Here is a 23,617-nt window from a genome sequence, read left to right as displayed (position 1 = left end):
CATGGGCAAACCGCTGTTGCAGGCGCTTGGATTTAAGAAAAAGAGTCGTTCTGCGCAGGCAGGATAAGCGCTGCCAGCTATTTAATTTGTAGCAATAGAGCCGCATGGGCGCAGGGGAAAACCCGCAGGAATTCGGTAGTTGCGACTTCTTACAATCGGCGCTGACTTGCAGTCTCTGCCGTTCCTTCTGAACGGTGGATTTCAATCTATCTACGGGAGTTAATTCAAATGGACCGTCGTTCCCTTATCAAACATTCGGGCATCGCAGGCGTGCTGGCCGCGGGCATGGCGCCCGCAGTGCATGCCCAGGCCGCCGTTCGCTGGCGTCTGGCCTCCAGCTTCCCCAAGCCGCTGGACACGATTTACGGCGCTGCCGAGGTGTTTGCCAATGCGGTCAAGGCCATGTCGGGCGGCAAGTTTGAAATCTCGGTGCATGCCGGCGGCGAGCTGATGCCTCCGTTCGGCGTGGTCGACGGCGTGCAGCAAGGCTCGGTCGAGATGTGCCACACCGTGCCCTACTACTTCTACGGCAAGAACCCGGCCTTCGCCATCGGTGCCGCCATTCCTTTCGGCATGAACGCGCGCCAGATGAACGCCTGGATGATGCACGGCAACGGCCGCAAGCTGATGAACGAGTTCTACGGCAACTACGGCATGGTCAGCTACGCCGGCGGCAATACCGGCACCCAGATGGGTGGCTGGTTCCGCAAGGAAGTGAAAACCGTTGCCGACCTGAAGGGCCTGAAGATGCGTCTGGGTGGCGGCTTGGTGGGTGAGGTGATGGCCAAGATGGGCGTGGTGCCGCAGAGCATTCCCGGTGGCGAAATCTACCAGGCGCTCGAAAAAGGCACGATCGACGCGGCCGAATGGGTGGGTCCGTACGACGACCAGAAGCTCGGCTTTGCCAAGGTTGCGCCGCACTACTACTACCCCGGCTGGTGGGAGGGCGGCCCGGAGGTCGACTTCTTCATCAACCGCAAGGCGTTTGACGCGCTGTCGCCCGAAAACAAGGCGATCGTGGAAGCTGCCACCACCGTGGCTGCTGTCGACATGCTGGCCAAGTACGACGCCCGCAACCCTGAAGCGCTGAAGCAGCTGATCGGCGCCAAGGTAAAGCTGTTGCCGTTCTCCAAGGAAATCCTGGACGCATCCTTCAAGGCTGCGCAACAGGTCTACGAAGAGAACGACGCCAAGAGCCCCGAGTGGAAGAAGATCTTCGCCGACTTCCGCGCCTTCCAGCGCAACCAGGTGGCCTGGTTCCGCGTGGCCGAAGGCCGTTTCGACAGCTACATGCAAAGTATCAAGCTGTAGGCTGGTCCAGGCGCAGCGTGCTGCGCCTGCCTTGCCAACAAAAAACCGCGCCTCGGCGCGGTTTTTTGTTGGGCATCGCTGTTATTCAGAGTTGCCGAAAAGCCTTCAGTTCTTTGACGATGCGCTCGAACTCGGCCACCAGCTCGGGGCTGGCGCCGTAGAACACCATGAACTTGCCCATCAGCGTGCGCACATACAGGCGCGGCGCAATCAGCCAGTCCAGGCCGGGTATGCGGATCAGCTTGCCGTAGGCCAGGTCGTCGAAGGGCATCTGCTTGTCCCAGATCCAGCCCTGGAACAGGCCTTCGCTGCTGATGCGGGTGCGGCTACGCAGGATGTGCCACCAGGTCCAGCCCATCATCGCCAGGCCGGCGACAAACCAGACCACGCCGGTGGTGCGCGCCGTGCCCAGCACGCCGCTGGTCAGCAACTGGGTCAGCCAGACGGCGCAACCGCCAACGATGGCCGTGGCCAGCAGCTTGAACAGCGGGGAGAAGGCGGCGGCTTCCACCGGGCTGCCCTGGCCCGGCACGAAGCGGAAAGGAGCGGGGCCCAAGCTTATTTCTTCTCGGCTTCGGGCTGCGAAGCCGCGGCCTCAGGCGCGTCGGCGGCGGGCGCGTCGCCAAACGGGTTTTCGCCGCTGCTGCCGCTGGACTGCTGCATGTCGTTGTCGGGCACGTCGATCTGGATTTGCTCGGTGTCGATCTTCACTTCTTTGGGCAGGAACATGGTGACGGTCTGCGGCACAAAGATCACGATGGCCACCAGGATCACCTGCATCAGCACCCAGGGGATAGCACCCATGTAGATGTCGCTGGACTTGATGGGCTTCTCGATCCGCTTTTCCTTGAATAGCGTGTCGGCAATACCGCGCAGATAGAACAGCGCAAAGCCGAACGGCGGGTGCATGAAGCTGGTCTGCATGTTCACGCACAGCAGCACGCCGAACCACACCAGGTCGATGCCCAGCTTGGCCGCCACCGGGCCCAGCATCGGCAAGATGATGAAGGCGATCTCGAAGAAGTCGAGGAAGAAGGCCAGGAAGAAGATGAACAGATTGACGACGATCAGGAAGCCGATCTGGCCGCCGGGCAGGCCGGTCAGCAGGTGCTCGACCCACTTGGCGCCATCCACGCCCTGGAACACCATGGAGAACACCCGCGCGCCGATCAGGATGAACACCACCATGGCGGTCAGCCGCATGGTGCCGACCATGGCTTCCCAGATCAGTGCCATGGTCAGCCGCTTGTGGATCGCGGCCAGCACCAGCGCACCCACCACACCCATGGCGCCGGCTTCGGTCGGTGTGGCGATGGCGGTATCAATGCCCGGCAGGCCGCCCATCGAACCCAGCACCGCGAAGATCAGGATCGCTGATGGAATGATGCCGCGCAGGCACTTGGCCCACAGCTTGGGGCCGCTCAGCGTGCGCGCGGTCTTGGGGATGCCAGGGATGTGGTGCGGCTTGAAGACGCCCAGCATGAAGGTATAGGCCGCAAAAATCAGCACCTGCAGGATGGACGGGCCCCAGGCGCCGCGGTACATGTCGCCCACCGAGCGGCCCAATTGGTCGGCCATCACGATCAGCACCAGCGAGGGCGGCACCAGCTGGGTGATGGTGCCGGAGGCCGCCAGCACGCCGGTGGCGTAGCGCATGTTGTAGCCGTAGCGGATCATCACCGGCAGCGAGATCAGCGCCATGGCGATCACCTGGCCGGCCACCGTGCCGGTGATCGCGCCCAGGATGAAGCCGACGATGATCACCGAATAGCCGAGGCCGCCCTTGACGGTGCCAAACAGTTGGCCCATCGAATCCAGCATGTCTTCGGCCAGGCCGCATTTCTCCAGGATCGCGCCCATGAAGGTGAAGAACGGAATCGCCAGCAGCAGGTCGTTCGACAAGATGCCGAAGATGTTGATCGGCAGGTTCTCCATGAACACCGCCGGAAACCAGCCCATCTGGATCGCAAACAGGCCCGAAGCCATGCCCAGCGCGGACAGCGAAAAGGCCACAGGGAAGCCGATCAGCATGATCAGCACCAGCCCGCCGAACATCATCGGCGCAAAATTTTCCATCAGCATGTTGTATCCCGAAAAGCGTTAAATCTTGGAGGCTGGAGCGCGTTCATTGCACCGGCTTTTCGTAGTGCATGTCCATCTGGAACTTGCCTTGCAGGTAGGCAATGCGCTTGATGACTTCGGACAGGCCTTGCAGAAACATCAGCGCAAAGCCTAGCGGCAGCAGCATCATGGCCGGCCAGCGGATCAGGCCGCCGGCATTGTTCGACATTTCGCCCGAGCGGAACATGCCGATGAACAGCGGCCAGCTGAGCCAGGCAATCGTGGCCATCACCGGCAGCAAAAAGGCGATCAGGCCGAACAAATCCACATAGACCGGGCCGTTGCCCTTGAGCTTGCCGTAGAAGATGTCGACGCGCACATGTTCGTTGAGCTTGAGCACCACTGGTGCGCCCAGCATCACCGTGGTGGCAAACATGTACCACTGGATTTCCAGCCAACCGTTGGAGCTGATGTCCAGGCCGTAGCGGACAAAGGCATTGCCAGCCGAGATCAGTGCGGCGGCCAGTACCGTCCAGGCGGCCAGGCGGCCCATCTGCTGGCTGATCCAATCCATGCCGAGTGCGAGTTTGAGGAGTACGGACACAGTAGATCTCCAGGGAAACGGGGTAAAAACAACGGGGTAACAGCCATGGCCTCGCAGCGTATGCCGCACCGCAGCGCTGAGGCCCGAGATGATAACCTTGGCTCCCGTGGCGCCGGTGCCTGAAAAGCTTGGGTTTACCCTTGCGGGCGCAGCCCAAGCTGTGGTGAGATGCGCACAGCGCCTTTGAACTGCTGGAGACCGCTTTCCGGAATATCCATGCCTCCCGTATCCACCCCTTTGGCCTCGATCGATTCGCCTGCCATGCGCCAGGCCGGCCGCGACCTGCTGTCGCTGGCGCTGATGGATGCGCGCAACCACACGCTGCATCTGCTGGACCAGTTCGAGTCGGCACCGCCGATTGCCCAGGGCGGGCTGCAGCCGCGCTGGCTGGCCGGCCACATCGGCTGGATGGCCGAGGCCTGGCTGGGCCGCAACACCCAGCGCAGCCGCGGCACGGCCTGCGCGTTCCAGCCGACCCGGCTGGCCTCCATCGAGCCGCATGCCGACCAGTGGTGGAACGCCGAGCAGATGCAGCGCCGGGTGGCCTTGGCCGGGCCCGACCTGGCCACCACCAAGCACTTTCTGCTGAACACCCTGGAGAGCACGCTGGAGCTGCTGGAGAAGACGCCGGAGTCCGACGAGGCCCTGTACTTCTACCGCCTAGCGCTGTTCCACGAAGACCTACGCGGCGAGCAACTGATCACCCTGGCGCAGATCCACGGCATCCCGCTGCATCTGCCCCTGCCCGGCAGCATGCAGCTGCGCCCACCCTTGCCGCTGCCGGCCTGCGAGTGGCAGTTGGGCTCGGAGCGCGGCGGCTTTGTGTTCGACAACGAAAAATGGGCGCACCCGGTGGCGGTGCCCGGCTTCGAGATCGACGCCCAGCCGGTGAGCTGGGCCCAGTTCGTCGAGTTTGTCGACGATGAGGGCTACGACAACGCCGACTGGTGGCATCCGGCCGGCTGGGCCTGGCTGCAAACCCTGGCCGAAGGGGAGGGGCGGCGCGGCCCGCGCTATGTGGACCAGATCGGCGTGGCCAGCGGCGCCGTGCTGCAGACCCGGTTTGGCGCGCGCACGCGGCTCGCCGGCCAGCAGCCGGCCATGCACATGGCCTGGTGGGAGGCCGATGCCTGGTGCCGCTGGGCCGGCCGGCGCCTGCCCAGTGAGCAGGAATGGGAGCGGGCGGCGCTGGGGGCTGCCAGCCAGGGCTTCCGCTGGGGCGATGTGCATGAGTGGACGGCCAGCAGCCTGGTGCCCTGGCCGGGCTTCAGTGCCGACCCGTGGATGGCTTATTCCGTACCCTGGTTTGGCCGGGCCCGGGTGCTGCGCGGCGCCTCGTTTGCCACCCGCGCGCGCATGAAGCACCCGAAGTTCCGCGGCTTCGCCTTGCCGGGCGACGATGTGCGGTTTGTAGGCTTTCGTTCGTGTGCCATCTAGTTGCTATATTTAGTGTAGCTGCTAATGCAGTAGCTATAAGCGCTAGCGGCATATTTAATTGCTAACATTTTGTTGCAAAAAATGTAGCTATTGCGGGTGGTAATTTGGCTTCCACCTCCAAGTAACATGCATCTCCGGCACGTGGCGCCGTGTGCGCTTTCGCACAGAGCCCGCGTGCGATGTGCTGGCACAGTCCAGCCGTCATTTCAAAACCACGGCTTGCACCCAGGTGACACCGGCCGTCGGCCCATCACCCGGCACACAGCGAGCCTTCAAAAGGACCATAAACATGCAATTCCACCACTCAAAAGCACTCACTTTCGGGATGGAGCTAGAGCTGCAGATCGTGGACGATGCCACCGGCTCACTCTCCCCGTCGAGTGGCGAGCTGTGGAGCGAATTGGAGAAACTGCCCGAGATCGAACGCTATGCGCTGGAGGCCACGCTCTCCACCATCGAGGTCACGTCCTCCATCCACGAAGATTCCGACGAGATGGAAGTCGAGTCGCGCAAGCTGGTCAGCACATTGAAGGACATCGCCCAGGCCAAGGGCCTGAACCTGCGCGGCGGTGGCACCCACATCCTGCAGTTCTGGAACGAGCGTGAATTCACCCCCACCGACCGCGCCCACGAGCTGGAGTCCAAGTACGGCTTCCTGCCCAAGCGCTTCTCCACCTACGGCATGCACGTGCACGTCGGCATGCCCGGCAAGGCCGAGGCGATCCAGGTGGCGAATGTGCTGCAGAGCCTGACCCCGCTGTTCATCGCGCTGTCGGCCGCGTCGCCGTTCCAGCAGGGCGTGGACACCGGCTTCTGCTCGGCACGGCCGCTGGAACCGCTGGTCTACCCCTACGGCGGCCCCATGCCCAAGGTGGCCGACTGGACCGAGTTCGAACGCATCACCGACGAGATTTTTGCCTCCGGCCTGGCCAAGTCGCTGAAGGACATTTACTGGGACGTGCGGCCCAAGCCCGAGTTCGGCACCGTCGAAGTGCGGGTCTTCGACACCCCGCTGCGCATGCAAAAAGGCGTATCGCTGGCAGCGCTGACCCGCGGCTGCGCGGCCCTGGCGCTGAGCGGCAAGCTGCAGCTGCCGACCATCCACATCCCCTACAACACCGACCGCGTCAGCCGCTTCCTGGCCTGCCGCGACGGCATGGCCGCGCGCCTGTACAACCCCATGGCCGGTGAATGGATGCCGGCCCACCAATGGCTGGACCAGCTGGTCGATCTGATCGAGCAGAACCCGCTGGGCGCGGCCGACTTGCGCCGCGTGCGCGAGCTGCAAGGCATTGCCGACGGCCAGCAGGACAGCGACATCATGCGCTCCACCTGGCACCGCCTGGCCAGCGCCAGCGATGCCGCCGAAGCCAATGCGCCGGGCTCCGCGGCCTACGCCGCCAACACCCGCGAGCATTGCGACCGGCTGCTGTCCTGATCCGGTTGCAAGACTGCTTTGCTATGTAAAAAGTAGCGGGCAGCGCTGGTGTTACCTGCGCCAGAGGTAGATTTCTTATCCATTTCACGCCGCTGGCGCAGATGTCCCGGTTACGGCTGGGGATATGCGCTGTATGGATTAGGATGGCTCCATCCTCCGCCCACAGCCGCCCCACACCATGACCGAACCCACCTTGCATTTCGTCCCATGCCCGGGCGTTGCCGCCACCACCAATGCGCCCGACCAGACCGGCCACCGCATGGCCTACTGGCAGTGGGGCGACCCGGCCAACCCCCACGTGGTGCTGTGCGTGCACGGCCTGACCCGCCAGGGCCGCGACTTCGACGTGCTGGCCCAGGCGCTGAGCCCATTTGCCCGTGTCATCTGCCCCGATGTCGTGGGCCGCGGCCACAGCGACTGGCTGCGCGACCCGCTGGCCTACCAAATGGCCACCTACGGCGGCGACATGCTGGCCTTGCTGGCCCAGCTGCACGCCCAGGCGCCGATCCAGACCCTGGACTGGCTGGGCACCAGCATGGGCGGGCTGATCGGCATGGGGGTGCTGGGCACGCCTGGTCTGCCCTTGCCGGTACCGGTGCGCCGCCTGGTGCTGAACGACGTAGGCCCGGCGCTGGAGTGGACGGCCCTGCAGCGCATTGCCACCTACCTGGGCAACACCGGCCGGTTCGAGACGCTGCAGCAGGCGGCCGATGCGATGTGGGCCATCTCGGCCAGCTTCGGGCCGCACACGCCGGCCCAGTGGCTGGAGCTGTCGCGCCACATGGTCAAGCCCCTGGTGCCGGGCGAATCGGCGTTGACCCTGCACTACGACCCGGCGCTGGCCGAGTCGTTTCGCAGCTTCAGCGCGGCTTCTGCGGCCGAAGGCGAGGCCGCGCTGTGGCAGCTGTACGAAGCGATCACGGCACAGACCTTGCTGCTGCGGGGGGCCGAGTCCGACCTGTTGTCGGTGCAGACCGCCCAGGCCATGACCCAGCGCGGCCCGAAGGCGCGGCTGGTCGAATTTGCCGGTGTAGGCCATGCGCCGACCCTGATTGCCGGCCCGCAGGTGGCCGAAGTCGTGGGTTTTTTACAGCCCTGAGAAAGACTGTTGGATGAAAAGTTTGCAGACCGCCCAACCCCTGGCGGCCCCCTTGGAAGAGCGGCTCCCGGATGTGGTGGCCGCCACCGCGCACCAGACCGTGCCCGAGCAGGCCAATGCCCTGGCGCGGGCCCGGGCCTTTGCCGAGCCGCTGATCGCCGACGAGATGCTGGACACGGGCGAGAACACCCTGGTCCATGCCGATGCCGTAGCCGCCATCCTGCGCTCGGTAGGCGGCTCCGAAGCCATGCAGGCGGCCAGCTACCTGGTCCACGCCTGCGTGCACCTGAACAAGCCGCAGGAGGTGATCGCCAAGGCCTTTGGCGCCAACTTCGCCGCGCTGGCGGTGGAGACCACCCAGCTGATGCGGGTGCAGCGCCTGTCGCGCGGCGCCCACGGTGCTGCCAACCTGGTTGACGACTCGGCGGCGCAGACCGAGAACGTGCGCAAGATGCTGCTGGCTTTCTCGCGCGACCTGCGGGTGGTGATGCTGCGCCTGGCCTCGCGCCTGCAGACCCTGCGCTTCTGTGCGGCCAGCAAGACCCCGGTCGAGCCCCGGCTGGCGCGCGAATCGCTGCAGGTATTTGCCCCGCTGGCGAACCGCCTGGGCATCTGGCAGATCAAGTGGGAGATGGAAGACCTGTCGTTCCGCTTCATCGAACCCGACACCTACAAACAGGTCGCCAAGCTGCTGGACGAAAAGCGGGTCGAGCGCGAAGCCAATATGGAGCAGCTGCGCGCCAGCCTGGAGGCCGAGCTGAACGCCCAGGGCATCCAGGCCGTGGTGCAGGGCCGGCCCAAACACATCTACAGCATCGTCAAGAAGATGCGTGGCAAGTCGCTGGGCTTCGACCAGCTGTTCGACATCCGCGCACTGCGCGTGGTGGTGCCCAGCGTGCCCGACTGCTATGCGGTGCTGGGCTGGGTGCATTCGCGCTTCGTGCCCATGGCCGAAGAGTTCGACGACTACATCGCCAAACCCAAGGGCAATGGCTACCAGTCGCTGCATACCGTGGTCCAGCAAATGGTCGACGGCGTTGCCTGCCTGCCGATCGAGATCCAGATCCGCACCCAGGCTATGCACGACCATGCCGAGCACGGCGTGGCCGCCCACTGGGCCTACAAGGAGGCCGGTACCAAAGGCTACGCCGGCGTATCGGCCAGCGGCGAGTACGACGCCAAGATTGCGGTGTTGCGCCAGCTGCTGGCCTGGGAGCGCGATATGTCGGGCGCCGCCCCGCAGAACGGCCCGGTGGACGTGCTCAGCGACCGCATCTATGTGCTGACCCCCGATGCCGCCGTGGTCGAGCTGCCCGCGGGCGCCACCGCGGTGGACTTTGCCTACAGCCTGCACACCAGCCTCGGCCACCGTTGCCGCGGCGCCAAGGTGGACGGTGTTCAGGTGCCACTGAACACCCCGCTGCAGAACGGCCAGACGGTGGAAATCACCGCCGCCAAGGAGGGTGGTCCTTCGCGCGATTGGCTCAACACCGAGTTGGGTTATCTGGTCAGCCACCGCGCCCGCGCCAAGGCCCGCGCCTGGTTCAATGCCATGGCCGTGCACACCACGGTGGCGCGCGGCCGCGAGGCGGTGGAGAAACTGCTGCAGCGCGAAGGCAAGACCGCGATGAAGCTCGACGACTTGGCGGCGCGGCTGGGCTTCAAGTCGGCCGATGATTTGTTCGAGGTGGTGGGCAAAGACGAGTTTTCGCTGCGCACCATCGAGACCCTGCTGCGCCCGCCCGAGCCGGTGCTGGCGCCCGACGATTTGGTGCTGCTGAAGAAATCCCGCAATACCGAGAAGTCGTCACCCGGCGGGGTGCTGGTGGTGGGTGTGGATTCGCTGATGACGCAGCTGGCCAAGTGCTGCAAGCCCGCGCCGCCGGATGCCATTCTGGGCTTTGTCACGCGTGGCAAGGGCGTCAGCATCCACCGCGCCGACTGCAGCAATTTCCGCGAAATGTCGGTGCGCAATGGCGAGCGGGTGATCCCGGTGGAGTGGGGCAACGGCAAGAAGGAATCCGCGGCCGTGTACCCGGTGGATGTGGCGGTGCAGGCCGCCGACCGCCAGGGCCTGCTGCGCGACATTTCCGAAGTCTTTACCAAGGAAAAGATGAACGTGATCGGCGTGCAGACCCAGTCGGTCAAAGGCACGGCCTGGATGACGTTTACCGTGGAGGTGGCAGATGCCGCGCGGCTCAATAAAGTGCTGGGCGTAGTGTCCGAAGTGGCCGGTGTGCGCTCGGCTCGGCGCAGATAAACGCGAGATTTCAAAAACGCCAAAAACCCATGCTATACTCGTGGTCTCGAATGCATCCTTAGGCGCGTAGCTCAGCTGGTTAGAGCACCACCTTGACATGGTGGGGGTCGTTGGTTCGAGTCCAATCGCGCCTACCAAATTCAAGCCCTGTAAATCTTAGATTTACAGGGCTTTTGGTTTTGTGGCGTGCCATTTTGTGCGTGTTTTCAGGGTAATCCTTAAAACGCTGTTGGTGCGGGGTTTTTACAATTTGCTGCAGTGCAGTAAAGTGCAATCTATACCACCAAGGACCGCAGTGCCCAGCAATTCCCCCGATAGTGCGAACACCACGCACCGCGTCATCAAGAAGTACCCGAACCGCCGGTTGTACGACACGGATACCTCTACCTACATTACGCTGGCCGAAGTCAAAAAACTGGTCATGCTGCGCGAGCCCGTGCGGGTGGTGGATGCCAAGACCGGCGAGGATCTGACCCGGGCCATCCTGCTGCAGATCATTCTGGAAGAAGAGGCCGGCGGCGCGCCCTTGTTCACCGAGCAGGCGCTGGCCAACATGATCCGTTTCTACGGCAATACGATGCAGAGCTTTCTGGGGCCGTATCTGGAAAAGAACGTGCAGACCTTCATGGATCTGCAGTCCACCATGGGCGAGCAAGCCAAGGGTATGACGCCCGAAGCCTGGGCGCAAATGCTGAAAATGCAGTCCCCGGCGATGCAGGGCATGATGGGCAGCTACGTCGAACAGTCCAAGAATATCTTCGTGCAAATGCAGGAACAAATGCAGAAACAGACGGCCCAAATGCTGGGTACCTTCGGGCTGAAACCCTGAATTTGCCCAGGGCGGCGACAATATGGGGATGATCGAAGCACTATCCCCCACATTAGTCCCCAATAAAACACCGAAAGTCGGGTTCGTCAGCCTGGGTTGCCCCAAGGCCTTGACGGACTCCGAACTTATTCTCACGCAGCTCAGCGCAGAGGGCTACCAGACCTCCAAAACCTTCGAAGGCGCCGATCTGGTGATCGTCAACACCTGCGGTTTCATCGACGACGCGGTCAAGGAAAGCCTGGACACCATCGGCGAAGCCTTGGCTGCCAACGGCCGCGTCATCGTCACCGGCTGCCTGGGCGCCAAGGCCGGCGATACCGGTGGCAACCTGGTGCGGCAAATGCACCCCAGTGTGCTGGCCGTCACCGGCCCGCATGCTACCCAGGAGGTGATGGATGCGGTGCATGCGAATCTGCCCAAGCCGCACGACCCGTTTCTGGACCTGATTCCCAATGCTTTTGGTAGCGCCGGCATCAAGCTCACGCCGCGCCATTACGCCTACTTGAAAATCAGTGAAGGCTGTAACCACCGCTGCACTTTCTGCATCATCCCGTCCATGCGTGGCGACCTGGTGTCGCGTTCTATTGGCGATGTGCTGAGCGATGCGAAAGCCTTGTTTGAAGGTGGCGTGAAAGAGTTGCTGGTGATCAGCCAGGACACTTCGGCCTATGGTGTGGATGTGAAGTACCGCACCGGTTTCTGGGATGGCAAGCCGGTCAAGACCCGCATGCTGGAGCTGGTGCAAACCTTGGCCGACATCGCCGAGCCTTATGGCGCCTGGGTGCGTCTGCACTATGTGTACCCGTACCCGAGCGTGGATGAGATCATCCCGTTCATGGCAACAGGCCGGGTGCTGCCGTATCTGGATGTGCCCTTGCAGCACAGCCACCCCGATGTGCTCAAGCGCATGAAGCGTCCAGCCAGCGGCGAGAAAAATCTGGAACGCATCCAGCGCTGGCGCGAAGCCTGCCCCGAGCTGGTGATCCGCAGCACTTTCATTGCTGGTTTCCCGGGTGAAACCGAAGAAGAGTTTTCGCACTTGCTGGATTTCATGCGAGAAGCCCAGATCGACCGCGCGGGGTGCTTTGCCTACAGCCCGGTAGATGGCGCTGCCGCCAACGATATTCCGGGCATGCTTCCGCTGGAACTGCGCGAAGAACGCCGTGCCCGCTTCATGGCCGTGGCCGAAGAAGTGTCGGCGAACAAGCTGCTCAAGCGCGTCGGCAGCACCATGCAGGTGTTGGTCGATTCCGCGCCAGGTTTAGGTAAAAAGGGTGGGGTGGGCCGCAGCTATGCCGATGCGCCGGAGATTGATGGCATCGTGCGCCTGCTGCCGCCTGAGAAAATCAGCAAGACCTTGAAGGTCGGGGAGTTCACCAAGGCGCGCATCGTAGGCACGCAAGGCCACGACTTGGTGGCGCTGCCCATCTAAATCTGACTTCCCCGCGTTGCGCATGCAGTGCGGGGAAAAAAAGGCAAAAAAAAGCCGCTAAGTTCTTAGCGGCTTTTTCTCGAGTAAATTGTGGTGCCCAGAACTGGACTCGAACCAGCACGCCTTGCGGCGCTGCGACCTGAACACAGTGCGTCTACCAATTTCGCCATCTGGGCCCACGAAACTCTTACGGTCTGCAATTGGTATTTTGCAGATTTTTAACCAGAAAAAAACCGCTAACTACTTAGCGGTTTTTGTTCGAGATAAGGTGTGGTGCCCAGAACTGGACTCGAACCAGCACGCCTTGCGGCGCTGCGACCTGAACACAGTGCGTCTACCAATTTCGCCATCTGGGCCCACGAGTTAAAGTATAACATGGGAAAAACAGCGTTTTGGACTCGTAGGCTTAAGGCTTGCTCAAAACCGCTGATTTTCCGAGCTGTGCCGCGCTCTGCTACCCTTTGGGCAAACCAGAAAGAGAGAAAGCTTATCAAAACGACCAGTCATACCAGCGGCTTGCTGGACGAGATCGAAGGCACCATCCAGGGTCACCGTGATGGACATGGGTTTGTACTGCGCGACGACGGCGAGTCCGACATCTACCTGCCGTCCAACGAAATGCGTGCCGTGCTGCACAAGGACCGGGTCAAGGTCCGCATCGTGCGCAGCGATCGCAAAGGTCGTCCCGAAGGCCGGGTTGTCGAAATCGTGGAACGCCCCTTGCAGCCCATCATTGGCCGCCTCTTGCAAGAAAGCGGTATCTGGCTCGTCGCCCCTGAAGACAAACGCTATGGCCAGGATGTACTGATACCCAAGGCCGCCATCGGCAGCGCCAAGGCCGGCCAGGTGGTAGTGGTTGAGCTGACCGAGCCGCCCGCGCTATTTGGCCAGCCGGTAGGCCGCGTCAAAGAAGTGCTGGGCGAGGTCGACGACCCGGGTATGGAAATCGAAATCGCGGTGCGCAAATACGATGTGCCGCATGTGTTTTCCGACGCCTGCATCGCGCTGGCCCGTACCCTGCCCGACAAGGTGCGCCCCCAGGACAAGAAAAACCGCGTCGATCTGACCGACGTGCCCCTGGTCACCATCGACGGTGAAGACGCGCGTGACTTCGACGATGCGGTGTATTGCGAACCCGCCAAGGTCGGCCGCAGCAAGGGCTGGCGCCTGCTGGTGGCGATTGCCGATGTCAGCACCTATGTGGAAACCGGCTCGGCCATCGACGTCGATGCCTATGACCGCGCCACCAGCGTGTACTTCCCGCGCCGCGTGATCCCCATGCTGCCCGAGAAGCTGTCCAACGGCCTGTGCTCGCTGAACCCGGATGTGGAGCGCCTGTGCATGGTCTGCGACATGCTGGTCACCGCCAAGGGCGACGTGCACGCCTACCAGTTTTATCCGGCGGTGATGTACAGCCATGCGCGCTTCACCTACACCGAAGTGGCGGCGATTCTGGGCAATACCCGTGGCCCCGAGGCCGTGCGCCGCAAAGACCGCGTCACCGACCTGCTAAACCTGCACGATGTCTACCAAGCGCTGCTGGTGGCGCGCAAGGTACGCGGTGCGGTGGACTTTGAAACCACCGAGACGCAAATCGTTTGCGACGAGTCCGGCCGTATTGAAAAGATCGTTCCGCGCACCCGCAACGAAGCCCATAAGCTAATCGAAGAAGCCATGCTGGCCGCCAACGTCTGCAGTGCCGACTTCATCGCCCAGGGCAAGCACCCGGGCCTGTTCCGCGTGCACGAAGGCCCGACCCCCGAGAAGATCGAGATACTGCGCAACTACCTGAAGGCGACAGGCGTCGGCATGTCGATCAGCGACGACCCGAAACCCGGTGAATTCCAGGCGATTGCCGCGGCCACCAAAGACCGGCCCGACGCCCAGCAAATCCATTCGATGCTGTTGCGCTCCATGCAGCAAGCCATCTATACGCCGGCCAACGGCGGGCACTTCGGCCTGGCGTTCGACGCCTACACCCATTTCACCAGCCCGATCCGGCGCTACCCGGACTTGCTGGTGCACCGCGTCATCAAGGCCATCCTGGCGCACCGCAAATACCAGTTGCCAACCCTGCCCACGCCGGGCGAGGCCCATGCCAAGCTGGCCAAGCGTCTGAGCAAAGGCGCCGCCTCCAAGCTGCAAGGCAAGGTCGGCGAGCCCGACTTGAAGATCAAGAAGGTCAGCCCGGAAACCCTGGCCTGGCAGGCAGCCGGTCTGCACTGCAGCGCCAACGAGCGGCGTGCCGACGAGGCCAGCCGCGATGTCGAGGCCTGGTTGAAGTGCAAATACATGCGTGAGCACCTGGGCGAGGAATACGGCGGCGTGGTCACCGCGGCCACCGGCTTCGGTATCTTCGTCACGCTGGACGCGATGTACGTCGAAGGCCTGGTCCACATCACCGAACTCGGTGGCGAGTACTTCAAGTTCGACGAAGCCCGGCAAGAGCTGCGTGGCGAGCGCACCGGTATCCGCTACGCGATCGGCACGCGGGTCCAGGTCCAGGTCAGCCGTGTCGACCTGGACGGTCGCAAGATCGATTTCCGGCTGATACGCGAAGGCGAAGAGCTGGTGAACCGGGCCATGAAGGACAAGGGCGTGCAGCGCGACGGTCCGAACCGCTCGAACACCGAATCGGCGCCGTCCAAGCGCTCCGGGCGCAAGGAGTCGCCAGCGCGTGACCGGGCGCCGCGTTCGCCCATCCAGGCGGTGAAATCTGCCGCCAAGGCGCCGGCCAAAAACGGCGCCGCCAAGAAGAAAACCCGTACCCGCCGCTAACCGGAAGACCGAGCATGGAAAAGCATTCCAAGACCGCCATCGTGACCGGCGCAGGCACTGGCATTGGCCGGGCCGTGGCCCTGGCCTTGCTGGCCGATGGCTACCGGGTGGCCCTGGCTGGCCGTCGGGCTGAGCCGCTGCAAGCCGTGCTGGCCGAATCCGGCGCGGCCGAGCGGGCGCTGGCCGTGCCCACCGACGTGACCGACCCGGCCGCCGTCAAGGCCTTGTTTGACACGACTCTGGCCGCGTTTGGCCGCGTCGATCTGCTGTTCAATAACGCCGGCACCAGCGCACCCGGCGTGCTGCTCGAAGACATGGCGCTGGAGCAGTGGCACAGCGTGGTGGACGTCAACTTCACCGGCATGTTCCTGTGCATCCAGCAGGCGTTCCGGGTGATGAAGGCGCAAAGCCCGCAAGGTGGCCGCATCATCAACAACGGCTCGATCTCCAGTACCACGCCGCGGCCCAATTCGATTGCCTACACCGCCACCAAGCATGGCGTGCGCGGCATTACCAAGGCGGCGGCGCTCGATGGCCGCAAGTACGACATTGCCGTGGGCCAGATAGACATCGGCAACGCCGCCACCAATATGACCAAGCGCATGACCACCGGCATCCTGCAGGCCCATGGCGAGATGGTGGTGGAGCCGGTGATGGATGTGGCCATCGTCGGCAAATCCGTGCTCTACATGGACAGCCTGCCGCTGGAGGCGAATGTGCTGTTCCACACGGTGATGGCCACCAAGATGCCCTTCGTGGGGCGCGGCTAGCTTTTTGCCAGCGCGCTGGCGGTGAGCGGCTGGCCTGCGGGCCAGCGGTCGGCCGCCAGGCCATGCCGGTAGACGGCTTCGCAGGCGGCGCGCATCGCGTACTGCCCTGCAGCCAGGCCGGCACCGACCATGCCGGCCAGCACATCGCCGGTGCCCGCGGTGGCCAACTGGGCGTTGCCCGTCAGGTTGATGGCCAGCGTCTGGTGCGGCGCGGCGATCACCGTGCCCGACCCTTTGAGTACCACTACGCAGACGAAGCGGTCGGCCAGCTGCTGGGCGGCGTCCAGCCGGTCGGCCTGGATCTGCTGCGTGCTGCAGCCCAGCAGGCGCGCGGCTTCCAGCGGATGTGGCGTCAGCACCGTCGGCAGGCCCTGGGCGGCGCGGTAGCGCAGCAGGGCTTGCAGGGCGGTATCGGTGGCGATGGCATTCAGCGCGTCGGCATCCAGCACCAGGCGGGCTGCCTCGCCGAGCACCCGCGGCAACAGGGGGCGCACCGCCTCGCCGCCGCCACAACCGCAGACTACGGCCAGCGCATGCAGCTTCAGCGCGCCCGGCGCCCGGAACATCAGCTCGGGCTGCTGCGGGTGCAGGCCCAGGCTGCCGCCGTCCAGCAGGCCGACGAAAACCCGGCCGGCCCCGCTGTGCAAGGCCGCCGAGGCCGCCAGCAGTGCTGCACCCGCCATGCCCGGCGCACCACCAATGACGGCCACGTCGCCATAGCTGCCCTTGTGGCTGGCGTGTGCGCGCGCGGCTGGCGGCGGCGGCCCGACCAGTTGGGCGCTGGGTGGGGTCGGGCTGGCGACACCCAGGTCGTCCAGCCAGACCTGGCCTGCCGCGTCCCGGCCGTGGCCGGTGAACAGGCCGGGCTTGAGTGTCAGAAGTGATAGCGTATTTTGCGCATGGATAATGCCGCCAGCGCTTTCTTTACCTGCGCTGGTAGCTATTGAATGTATAGCAAAACTGCCGGTATCGGCCTGCAGGCCGGTGGGCAGGTCAACCGCCAGCGTAGGCGCGGGGCTGGCGTTCATGGCGCTGATCCAGGCGGCCATGCTGCCGCTGGGGGCGCGGCTCTGGCCCAGGCCGAGCAGGGCGTCTATGCACAGGTCGTGCGCCGCCAGGTCGGTGGGCGGTGTGTCGGCAAACAGTACGCCGGCGGCGCGGGCGCGGGCCAGGGCGGCCAGGCTGTCTGCCGGGGCGCTGGCTTCCTGGCCGAGCCAGGTCGCCACCACCTGCTTGCCGCGCTGCTGCAGCTGGGCTGCGGCCTCCAGCCCGTCGCCACCGTTGTTGCCGGGGCCGCAGGCCACCCACACGCGGTGCGCATGCGGTGCCAGCGCCAGGGCCAGCCGGGCCACGGCCAGGCCGGCGCGCTGCATCAAGGCATTCGGCGGCAGGCCGGCCATCGCCGCCTGTTCGATCTGGCGCGTGGCGGCGGTTGTGAAAAGGGGGTGGCTGTGGTCTGCCGTGATGCGTTGCATGGGGCAGATTGTGGCGCTTATCCTAGGTTTCCTGGGTTTATCGGCGCAGGCGTTCCAGCCCCAGGCCTTCCAGATCCAGTTCCGGCGTGCGGCCGGCCAGCAGGTCGGCGCTGATGCGGGCGCTGCCGCAGGCCTGGGCCCAGCCGTGGTCGCCATGGCCCAGGTTCAGCCAGACGCCGGGCAGGCCGCTGGGGCCGACCAGGGGCGGGCCGTCGGGCAGCATGGGGCGCGCGCCCTTCCAGATCTGCACATTGCTGGCCAGCTGGGCTGCGCCGGGGAACCAGTCGTACAGAACTTTGTACAGGGTGGCGATGGCGGCCGGGTTCTTGGCATCGACGCGGCCGCCGATCTCGGCGCCGCCCGCCACCCGCACGCGCTGGCCCATGCGGGTGATGGCGACTTGGTGGTGCCCGTCCACCACCGCACTGACCGGGGCGTTCAGGGGTTCGCGGATATTCGCCGACAGCGAGTAGCCGTAGACCGCCGCCAGCGGGATCTGCACGCCCAGCGGCTTGAGCAGCGCCGCCGAGGCCAGGCCGGCGCAGACCACGACCGCGTCGAAGCGCCGCGGCGTGTCTTCATTTGCTATCAATAGCGTAGCTGCTGGCGCAGGTGTTATCTGCGCTACCGCGCGATTGAATTCAAATTTCACGCCCAGCTGCTGGGCCGCGGTCTTGAGCAGCATGGTGAACTGGCGGCAGTTGCCGACTTCGTCGTCGGGTAGCTGGATGGCGCTGTGCAGCGCGGTCTCGGGGCAGAGCGCGGGCTCGATCTTGCGGGCATCGTCGCCGGCGATGTGTCGGAACAGAATGCCGGCCTCGGTCAGCGCCGGCAGCTGGGTTTCGGCCCGCTTGGCATCGCGCTCGGTGCGCAGCAGCAGCAGGCAGCCATCGCTGCGGTCGTATTCCAGGTGCAGCTGCTGGGTCAGGCTGTGCAGGCGTTCACGGCTGTACAAGGCCAGGCGCTGCAGGCGTGCACGGTTGGTCTGGTAGCTGTCGGGCTTGCAGGCGCGGCGCCACTTCCATAGCCAGGCGAGTTCGCTGCCGCCCAGGCTGCCGCCGAGCTTGAGCGGACCCTTGCCGCTGAACAGGCCCCGAAAGGCCTTGCCGGGCTGGCCGGGGCCGGCCAAAGGGGCTTGCAGGCCGGGGGCGAGGATGCCGGTGCCGGCAAAGCTGGCTTCCTCGGCAGCAGCGCTGCGGCGCTCGAAAACGGTGACCTCGTGGCCATCGGCGGCCAATTCATATGCGGTGCTTACGCCGACCACGCCGGCGCCAATGACGGCAACTTTCATGCGGCAAACACCCGCATCTTCACAATCGACATGGAAACCCTGTTTTTATATAAGAAAAATACCGCTATCGCAGATTGGATCTGCGCAGGTAGCTATCAGAACTGTAGTGCTTTCTCGGCTTGCAGTGCGATGTTCAGCAGGCTGTCGTCGTGCAGGGCGGCGTGCCACAGCATCAGGCCGACGGGCAGTTCGTCGGCTGTATGGCACGGCAGCGAGATTGCGCAGCCGTCCAGCATATTGACCACGCTGGGGTTGCGCAGCAGCAGGCCGTTGGCGTGGAAGAACGCGTCGTCGCGGGCTACGCCGGGTGCCACGTTGGCAATGGGCGGGGCGACGATAGGCACGGTGGGCGAGACTACGGCGTCAAAGCCCAGCAGCGCCAGCTCCATCTTGGCTATCCAGGCGCGGCGGGCTTCGACCAGCTCCATGTATTCAAAAGCCCGCATCTGCGCGCCGCGCTCGATGCGCGCCAGCACGCGGGGGTCGTAGGTCGAGCGGATGCTGGGTCCACGCGCCAGCATCGGCCGGTGCCAGGCATAGGCCTCGACGGCCGAAAAGCCGCCGGTGGCCTGGATGGTTGTCAGCTCGCGCACCTCGGCCAGCGGCAGGTTGACCAGGGTGGCGCCGGCATCGCGCAGGCGCTGCAGCGCACGCTCGAAGGCTTTGGCGACGGTGCTGTCCAGGTTGTCCAGAAAGCCGCTTTGGGCGACGGCGATGCGGTACTGGGACAGTGGCGCGTCGTTGCGCAGCACCTTGCGCTGGGCCAGGATTTCATGCGCCAGCACCGCGTCGCGCACGCTGCGGGTCATGGCGCAAACGGTGTCCAGCGTGCTGGACAAAGGGATGGCGCCCACCGTGGGCACCAGCCGGGCCGTGCTTTTGAAGCCGACGATGCCGTTCAGCGCCGCCGGGATGCGGATCGAGCCGCCGGTGTCCGAGCCCAAGCCGATGAAGGCCGCGCCGGTAGCCACCGACACCGCGGCGCCCGAGGACGAGCCGCCCGGCACCCGCGGCACCGGCCCGTAGATGCGCGCGCCGGCGACCTGGTCGTAGCGGCCGTCCCAGGCCGCAGGCGTGCCGAAGTGCGGGTTCACGCCCACGCCCGAGAAGGCGAACTCCACCATATGGGTACGGCCTATCAGCGCGCCGCCCGCGGCCCGCAGCCGGGACACAGCCGGGCAATCGGCGCGGGCCGGGGCGTGGTCGGCCAGCAACGTGGAGCCGGCCTTGCTGACCTGGCCTTCGACGTCGAACAGGTCTTTCACCGACACGCTGAGGCCGGCCAGCGGGGTGTCAACCACGCCCGGCTGCGCGGCGGCGGCCCGGGCGGCGTCGAACGTGGGTTGCACAAACGCGGCGCGGCAGGCATCTGACTGGGCCACGGCGATGCAGTGGTCGATCTCGGTAGCGGGATGGCTCTGCTGGGACAACAGGCTTTGGCGGGTGCTAATCAGGTCAGGGCGCATGGTGTCCAGGCGGGGTGGGAAGGAGCGTGCTACACTCCTTGGGTTTTGCTGATCGGTCAGACTCGTATTGACTGTTGCAGGAAAACAAATCGCAAACCAGTCCATTCAAGGTGTTGCTCTGTAGCGAGGTACTCAAGGTACCCGACTTCAGCGGCAAATCGGACTGAATTTTAGACGCAACCTTAAGGAAAACTCCATGTCCGTCAACATGCGCGAAATGCTCGAAGCTGGTGTCCATTTTGGCCACCAAACCCGTTTCTGGAACCCCAAGATGGCTCCGTTCATCTTCGGTCACCGCAACAAAATCCACATCATCAACCTGGAAAAATCGCTGCCGATGTTCCAGGAAGCGGCCAAGTTTGCCAAGCAGCTGACCGCCAACCGTGGCACCATCCTGATGGTCGGTACCAAGCGCCAAGCCCGCGAAATCGTCGCCGGTGAAGCCCAGCGTGCTGGCGTGCCTTACGTCGACCAACGCTGGCTCGGCGGCATGCTGACCAATTTCAAGACCGTCAAGACCTCGATCAAGCGTCTGAAAGACATGAAGATCCAGCAAGAAGCCGGTCTGGACGCGATGAGCAAGAAAGAACAGCTGATGTTCGCTCGCGAAATGGTCAAGCTGGAAAAAGACATCGGCGGCATCCAAGACATGACCGCTCTGCCTGACGCGATTTTCGTGATCGACGTGGGCTTCCACAAGATCGCCATCCTGGAAGCCCGCAAGCTGGGCATCCCGCTGATCGGCGTGGTCGACACCAACCACTCGCCCGAAGGCATTGACTACGTGATCCCCGGCAACGATGACTCCTCCAAGGCTGTCACTTTGTACGCTCGTGGCATCGCCGACGCAATCATCGAAGGCCGCAACAGTGCTGGCAACGACGTGGTCAAGGCCGTAGCGGCTGAGAGCGCTGACGAATTCGTGGAAGTGAACGAGGCTGCTGCAGCCTAAGCGCTCCCATGGCGCGGCGCACTGCTGCGATCAAAGAGGGGCGCAAGCCCCCTTTTTTTTACACATTTTTGATTATTGAAGACGGAGAAATATATGGCTGCAATTACCGCAAGCATGGTCGCTGAACTGCGTGGCAAGACCGATGCCCCCATGATGGAATGCAAGAAGGCCCTGACCGAAGCCGAAGGCGATATGGGCAAGGCCGAAGAGCTGCTGCGCGTCAAGCTCGGCAGCAAGGCTGGCAAGGCCGCTTCGCGTATCACCGCCGAAGGCGTGGTCACCAGCTACTTCGACGCTGGCGTGGGCGCTTTGCTTGAAGTCAACTGCGAAACCGACTTCGTGACCAAGAACGACAGCTTCCTGGCACTGGCCCAAGGCGCGGTTGAACTGATCGCCAAGCACAACCCTGCCGACGTGGCAGCCCTGGGCGCGCTGAGCTACTCGCAAGACGGCTTTGGCCCGACCCTGGAAGACGTGCGCAAGGGCCTGATCGGAAAGATCGGCGAAAACATGACCTTCCGCCGCTTCAAGCAATTCTCCGGCTCCAAGCTGGCCGGCTACCTGCACGGCACGCGCATTGGCGTGGTGGTCGAGTTTGAAGGCGACGAAGTGGCTGCCAAGGACGTGGCCATGCACATCGCCGCCATGAAGCCCGTGGCCCTGACCAGTGCCGACGTGCCTGCCGATCTGATCGCCAAAGAGCGCTCGGTGGCTGCCGCCAAGGCTGCTGAAGACGCTGCTGTGGCTGTGGCCGCCGGCAAGCCTGTGCAGTCCGACGAAATCGTGACCAAGCGCATCGAAGGCGGCGTGCAAAAGTACCTGAAGGAAGTCTCGTTGTTCAACCAGTCTTTCGTCAAGAACGACAAGCAAACCGTTGAGCAAATGCTCAAGGCCACCGGCACCACCGTGAAGGCGTTCACCATGTTTGTGGTGGGCGAAGGCATTGAGAAGAAGGTCGATGACTTCGCAGCCGAAGTGGCTGCCCAAGTGGCCGCGGCTAAAACCGCTGCTTAACCGCGCAGACGCAATACCGACACTGTAGCGACCTGTTTTGCCCCTACCATTCCCCACTTTCATCCATCTATTCGAGGAACTCCTATGACCCAATCCCAACCAGCCTACAAGCGGATCTTGCTCAAGCTGTCGGGGGAGGCGTTGATGGGGGACGACCAGTTCGGCATCAACCGTGACACCATCGTGCGCATGGTGGAAGAGGTGGCCGAGGTCACCCGTCTGGGGGTGGAAGTGGCGGTGGTAATCGGTGGCGGCAACATCTTCCGCGGTGTCGCTGGCGGCTCGGTCGGTATGGACCGCGCCACCGCCGATTACATGGGCATGCTGGCCACGGTGATGAATGCACTGGCGCTGGCCGACGCGATGAACAAGGCCGGCCTGACCGCCCGCGTGATGTCGGCCATTGCCATCGACCAGGTGGTCGAGCCCTATGTGCGGCCCAAGGCCTTGCAGTACCTGGAAGAGGGCAAGGTTGTGGTGTTCGCGGCAGGTACCGGCAACCCGTTTTTCACCACCGACACGGCGGCAGCTTTGCGCGGCGCCGAAATCGGTGCGCAGGTGGTGCTCAAGGCCACCAAGGTCGATGGTGTCTACACCGCCGACCCGAAGAAAGACCCCAAGGCCACCCGCTACGCCAGCCTGTCGTTCGACGAGGCCATGTCGCAAAATCTGGGCATCATGGACGCCACCGCTTTCGCGCTGTGCCGCGACCAGAAGCTGCCGATCAAGGTGTTCTCGATCTTCAAGCACGGCGCGCTGAAACGCGTGGTCATGGGTGAAGACGAAGGAACTCTGGTCCACGCCTGATCCGGTCCTTGAGGAGAAAAATATGACCATCGCCGACGTTAAAACCAATCTACAAGCCAGGATGGACCAGTCCATCGTGGCCTTCAAAAACAACCTGGCCAAGATCCGCACCGGCCGCGCCAATCCGGCTTTGCTGGATACCGTGCAGGTCGACTACTACGGCTCCATGGTGCCGATCAGCCAGGTGGCCAATGTGTCGCTGATCGACTCGCGCACCATCGGCGTCCAGCCCTGGGAAAAGAGCATGGCCGCCAAGGTGGAAAAAGCCATCCGCGACAGCCATCTGGGCCTGAACCCCGCGTCCATGGGCGACCTGATCCGCGTGCCCATGCCCGCCATGAGCGAAGAGCGCCGCAAGGAGCTGACCAAGCTGGCCCGCACCGAAGGTGAGAGCGCCAAGATCGTCGTGCGCAATGTGCGCCGCGACGCGAACGAAGCCGTGAAAAAGCTGGTCAAGGACAAGCTGGCCTCGGAAGACGACCAGAAGCGCGCTGAAGCCGATATCCAGAAGATCACCGACCGTCACATCGCGGAAGTGGATCAACTGGTAGTCGCCAAAGAAGCCGACATCATGGCCGTTTGAGGCTGTTGTC

The 23,617-nt window shown here is 63.8% G+C and carries 19 protein-coding genes and 3 tRNA genes; 14 read left to right on the top strand and 8 right to left on the bottom strand.

The features are described 5' to 3' along the window. Positions 1 to 228: 228 nt before the first annotated feature. On the top strand, positions 229 to 1,311 hold the full coding sequence (locus BLT66_RS12045; RefSeq protein WP_092757965.1) for a TRAP transporter substrate-binding protein: 1,083 nt from the start codon (positions 229 to 231) through the stop codon (positions 1,309 to 1,311). Positions 1,312 to 1,396: 85 nt separating this feature from the next. Here BLT66_RS12045 and BLT66_RS12040 read toward each other — a convergent pair whose 3' ends face one another. From BLT66_RS12040 to BLT66_RS12030, 3 genes are read right to left on the bottom strand one after another with little or no spacing between them, the layout of a single operon-like run. After that, a complete protein-coding gene (locus BLT66_RS12040) occupies positions 1,397 to 1,867 on the bottom strand; it encodes a hypothetical protein (protein ID WP_255406886.1) in 471 nt (156 codons plus the stop codon). Between the two features lie 2 nt (positions 1,868 to 1,869). Then, positions 1,870 to 3,393: a TRAP transporter large permease gene (locus BLT66_RS12035; protein ID WP_092757963.1), complete on the bottom strand. Its 1,524-nt coding sequence runs from the start codon at positions 3,391 to 3,393 to the stop codon at positions 1,870 to 1,872. A 43-nt stretch (positions 3,394 to 3,436) separates the two neighbouring features. After that, positions 3,437 to 3,976, bottom strand: a complete 540-nt coding sequence (locus BLT66_RS12030; protein ID WP_092757962.1) for a TRAP transporter small permease subunit — start codon at positions 3,974 to 3,976, stop codon at positions 3,437 to 3,439. A 216-nt stretch (positions 3,977 to 4,192) separates the two neighbouring features. On the opposite strand from BLT66_RS12030, the gene BLT66_RS12025 reads away from it, so the two are divergent. The 7 genes from BLT66_RS12025 (at position 4,193) to rimO (ending at position 12,471) form a co-directional block, all read left to right on the top strand. Then, entirely contained in the window at positions 4,193 to 5,413 is a 1,221-nt protein-coding gene (locus BLT66_RS12025) for an SUMF1/EgtB/PvdO family nonheme iron enzyme (protein WP_092757961.1), read from the top strand. 289 nt (positions 5,414 to 5,702) lie between these two features. Beyond that, the gene (locus BLT66_RS12020; RefSeq protein WP_092757960.1) at positions 5,703 to 6,851 is read left to right on the top strand and encodes a carboxylate-amine ligase; all 1,149 of its coding nucleotides are present in this window, start codon (positions 5,703 to 5,705) and stop codon (positions 6,849 to 6,851) included. Positions 6,852 to 7,029: 178 nt separating this feature from the next. Further along, positions 7,030 to 7,950 (top strand): alpha/beta fold hydrolase, encoded by a 921-nt coding sequence (locus BLT66_RS12015; protein WP_092757959.1) that lies wholly within the window; start codon positions 7,030 to 7,032, stop codon positions 7,948 to 7,950. A 13-nt stretch (positions 7,951 to 7,963) separates the two neighbouring features. Beyond that, positions 7,964 to 10,210, top strand: a complete 2,247-nt coding sequence (locus BLT66_RS12010) for a RelA/SpoT family protein (protein ID WP_092757958.1) — start codon at positions 7,964 to 7,966, stop codon at positions 10,208 to 10,210. Between the two features lie 60 nt (positions 10,211 to 10,270). Next, a tRNA-Val gene (locus BLT66_RS12005) sits at positions 10,271 to 10,347 on the top strand. 158 nt (positions 10,348 to 10,505) lie between these two features. Continuing rightward, positions 10,506 to 11,039: a polyhydroxyalkanoate synthesis repressor PhaR gene (gene phaR / locus BLT66_RS12000; RefSeq protein ID WP_092757957.1), complete on the top strand. Its 534-nt coding sequence runs from the start codon at positions 10,506 to 10,508 to the stop codon at positions 11,037 to 11,039. Positions 11,040 to 11,067: 28 nt separating this feature from the next. Beyond that, positions 11,068 to 12,471: a 30S ribosomal protein S12 methylthiotransferase RimO gene (gene rimO, locus BLT66_RS11995; protein ID WP_092757956.1), complete on the top strand. Its 1,404-nt coding sequence runs from the start codon at positions 11,068 to 11,070 to the stop codon at positions 12,469 to 12,471. A 91-nt stretch (positions 12,472 to 12,562) separates the two neighbouring features. Here rimO and BLT66_RS11990 read toward each other — a convergent pair. Continuing rightward, positions 12,563 to 12,647: transfer RNA gene (locus BLT66_RS11990), tRNA-Leu, on the bottom strand. Positions 12,648 to 12,742: 95 nt separating this feature from the next. Continuing rightward, a tRNA-Leu gene (locus BLT66_RS11985) sits at positions 12,743 to 12,827 on the bottom strand. Between the two features lie 160 nt (positions 12,828 to 12,987). Between BLT66_RS11985 and rnr the strand changes: the two genes are divergently transcribed. Next, the gene (gene rnr / locus BLT66_RS11980) at positions 12,988 to 15,249 is read left to right on the top strand and encodes a ribonuclease R (RefSeq protein ID WP_369821595.1); all 2,262 of its coding nucleotides are present in this window, start codon (positions 12,988 to 12,990) and stop codon (positions 15,247 to 15,249) included. Positions 15,250 to 15,263: 14 nt separating this feature from the next. After that, positions 15,264 to 16,019: an SDR family oxidoreductase gene (locus BLT66_RS11975; protein ID WP_092757954.1), complete on the top strand. Its 756-nt coding sequence runs from the start codon at positions 15,264 to 15,266 to the stop codon at positions 16,017 to 16,019. Here the strand turns inward: BLT66_RS11975 and BLT66_RS11970 are convergent. The 3 genes from BLT66_RS11970 to BLT66_RS11960 all read right to left on the bottom strand — a co-directional run bounded on the left by BLT66_RS11970 (position 16,016) and on the right by BLT66_RS11960 (position 20,251). Further along, the gene (locus tag BLT66_RS11970; RefSeq protein ID WP_092757953.1) at positions 16,016 to 17,494 is read right to left on the bottom strand and encodes an NAD(P)H-hydrate dehydratase; all 1,479 of its coding nucleotides are present in this window, start codon (positions 17,492 to 17,494) and stop codon (positions 16,016 to 16,018) included. The two genes, BLT66_RS11975 and BLT66_RS11970, sit on opposite strands and share 4 nt — an antisense overlap. A 37-nt stretch (positions 17,495 to 17,531) precedes the next feature. Beyond that, complete coding sequence (locus BLT66_RS11965; protein ID WP_092757952.1) at positions 17,532 to 18,785, bottom strand: D-amino acid dehydrogenase; 1,254 nt, start codon at positions 18,783 to 18,785, stop codon at positions 17,532 to 17,534. 95 nt (positions 18,786 to 18,880) lie between these two features. After that, positions 18,881 to 20,251: an amidase gene (locus BLT66_RS11960; RefSeq protein WP_092757951.1), complete on the bottom strand. Its 1,371-nt coding sequence runs from the start codon at positions 20,249 to 20,251 to the stop codon at positions 18,881 to 18,883. Between the two features lie 196 nt (positions 20,252 to 20,447). Between BLT66_RS11960 and rpsB the strand changes: the two genes are divergently transcribed. From rpsB to frr, 4 genes are all read left to right on the top strand, one after another. Further along, positions 20,448 to 21,203 (top strand): 30S ribosomal protein S2, encoded by a 756-nt coding sequence (gene rpsB, locus BLT66_RS11955; protein ID WP_092757950.1) that lies wholly within the window; start codon positions 20,448 to 20,450, stop codon positions 21,201 to 21,203. A 93-nt stretch (positions 21,204 to 21,296) separates the two neighbouring features. Beyond that, the gene (gene tsf / locus BLT66_RS11950; protein ID WP_092757949.1) at positions 21,297 to 22,217 is read left to right on the top strand and encodes a translation elongation factor Ts; all 921 of its coding nucleotides are present in this window, start codon (positions 21,297 to 21,299) and stop codon (positions 22,215 to 22,217) included. 84 nt (positions 22,218 to 22,301) lie between these two features. Continuing rightward, entirely contained in the window at positions 22,302 to 23,024 is a 723-nt protein-coding gene (pyrH, locus tag BLT66_RS11945; protein ID WP_092757948.1) for a UMP kinase, read from the top strand. A 22-nt stretch (positions 23,025 to 23,046) separates the two neighbouring features. Further along, positions 23,047 to 23,607 (top strand): ribosome recycling factor, encoded by a 561-nt coding sequence (frr, locus tag BLT66_RS11940; protein WP_092757947.1) that lies wholly within the window; start codon positions 23,047 to 23,049, stop codon positions 23,605 to 23,607. Positions 23,608 to 23,617: the final 10 nt, after the last annotated feature.

The organism is Rhodoferax sp. OV413, from assembly GCF_900104385.1.
Lineage (GTDB): Bacteria > Pseudomonadota > Gammaproteobacteria > Burkholderiales > Burkholderiaceae_C > Rhodoferax_B.
Note: the sequence above shows the minus strand (reverse complement) of the source record. Positions and strands in the feature narration are given on the sequence as shown.

What these genes read in the sequence shown, in the direction of transcription:
- frr (WP_092757947.1), top strand. Translation starts at nt 23,047, where the DNA reads ATGACCATCGCCGACGTTAAAACCAATCTACAAGCCAGGATGGACCAG.
- tsf (WP_092757949.1), top strand. Translation starts at nt 21,297, where the DNA reads ATGGCTGCAATTACCGCAAGCATGGTCGCTGAACTGCGTGGCAAGACC.
- BLT66_RS12045 (WP_092757965.1), top strand. Translation starts at nt 229, where the DNA reads ATGGACCGTCGTTCCCTTATCAAACATTCGGGCATCGCAGGCGTGCTG.
- rimO (WP_092757956.1), top strand. Translation starts at nt 11,068, where the DNA reads ATGATCGAAGCACTATCCCCCACATTAGTCCCCAATAAAACACCGAAA.
- BLT66_RS11965 (WP_092757952.1), bottom strand. Translation starts at nt 18,785, where the DNA reads ATGAAAGTTGCCGTCATTGGCGCCGGCGTGGTCGGCGTAAGCACCGCA.
- BLT66_RS12010 (WP_092757958.1), top strand. Translation starts at nt 7,964, where the DNA reads ATGAAAAGTTTGCAGACCGCCCAACCCCTGGCGGCCCCCTTGGAAGAG.
- BLT66_RS11970 (WP_092757953.1), bottom strand. Translation starts at nt 17,494, where the DNA reads ATGCAACGCATCACGGCAGACCACAGCCACCCCCTTTTCACAACCGCC.
- BLT66_RS12035 (WP_092757963.1), bottom strand. Translation starts at nt 3,393, where the DNA reads ATGCTGATGGAAAATTTTGCGCCGATGATGTTCGGCGGGCTGGTGCTG.
- BLT66_RS11975 (WP_092757954.1), top strand. Translation starts at nt 15,264, where the DNA reads ATGGAAAAGCATTCCAAGACCGCCATCGTGACCGGCGCAGGCACTGGC.
- BLT66_RS11960 (WP_092757951.1), bottom strand. Translation starts at nt 20,251, where the DNA reads ATGCGCCCTGACCTGATTAGCACCCGCCAAAGCCTGTTGTCCCAGCAG.
- BLT66_RS12025 (WP_092757961.1), top strand. Translation starts at nt 4,193, where the DNA reads ATGCCTCCCGTATCCACCCCTTTGGCCTCGATCGATTCGCCTGCCATG.
- BLT66_RS12015 (WP_092757959.1), top strand. Translation starts at nt 7,030, where the DNA reads ATGACCGAACCCACCTTGCATTTCGTCCCATGCCCGGGCGTTGCCGCC.
- pyrH (WP_092757948.1), top strand. Translation starts at nt 22,302, where the DNA reads ATGACCCAATCCCAACCAGCCTACAAGCGGATCTTGCTCAAGCTGTCG.
- rpsB (WP_092757950.1), top strand. Translation starts at nt 20,448, where the DNA reads ATGTCCGTCAACATGCGCGAAATGCTCGAAGCTGGTGTCCATTTTGGC.
- BLT66_RS12020 (WP_092757960.1), top strand. Translation starts at nt 5,703, where the DNA reads ATGCAATTCCACCACTCAAAAGCACTCACTTTCGGGATGGAGCTAGAG.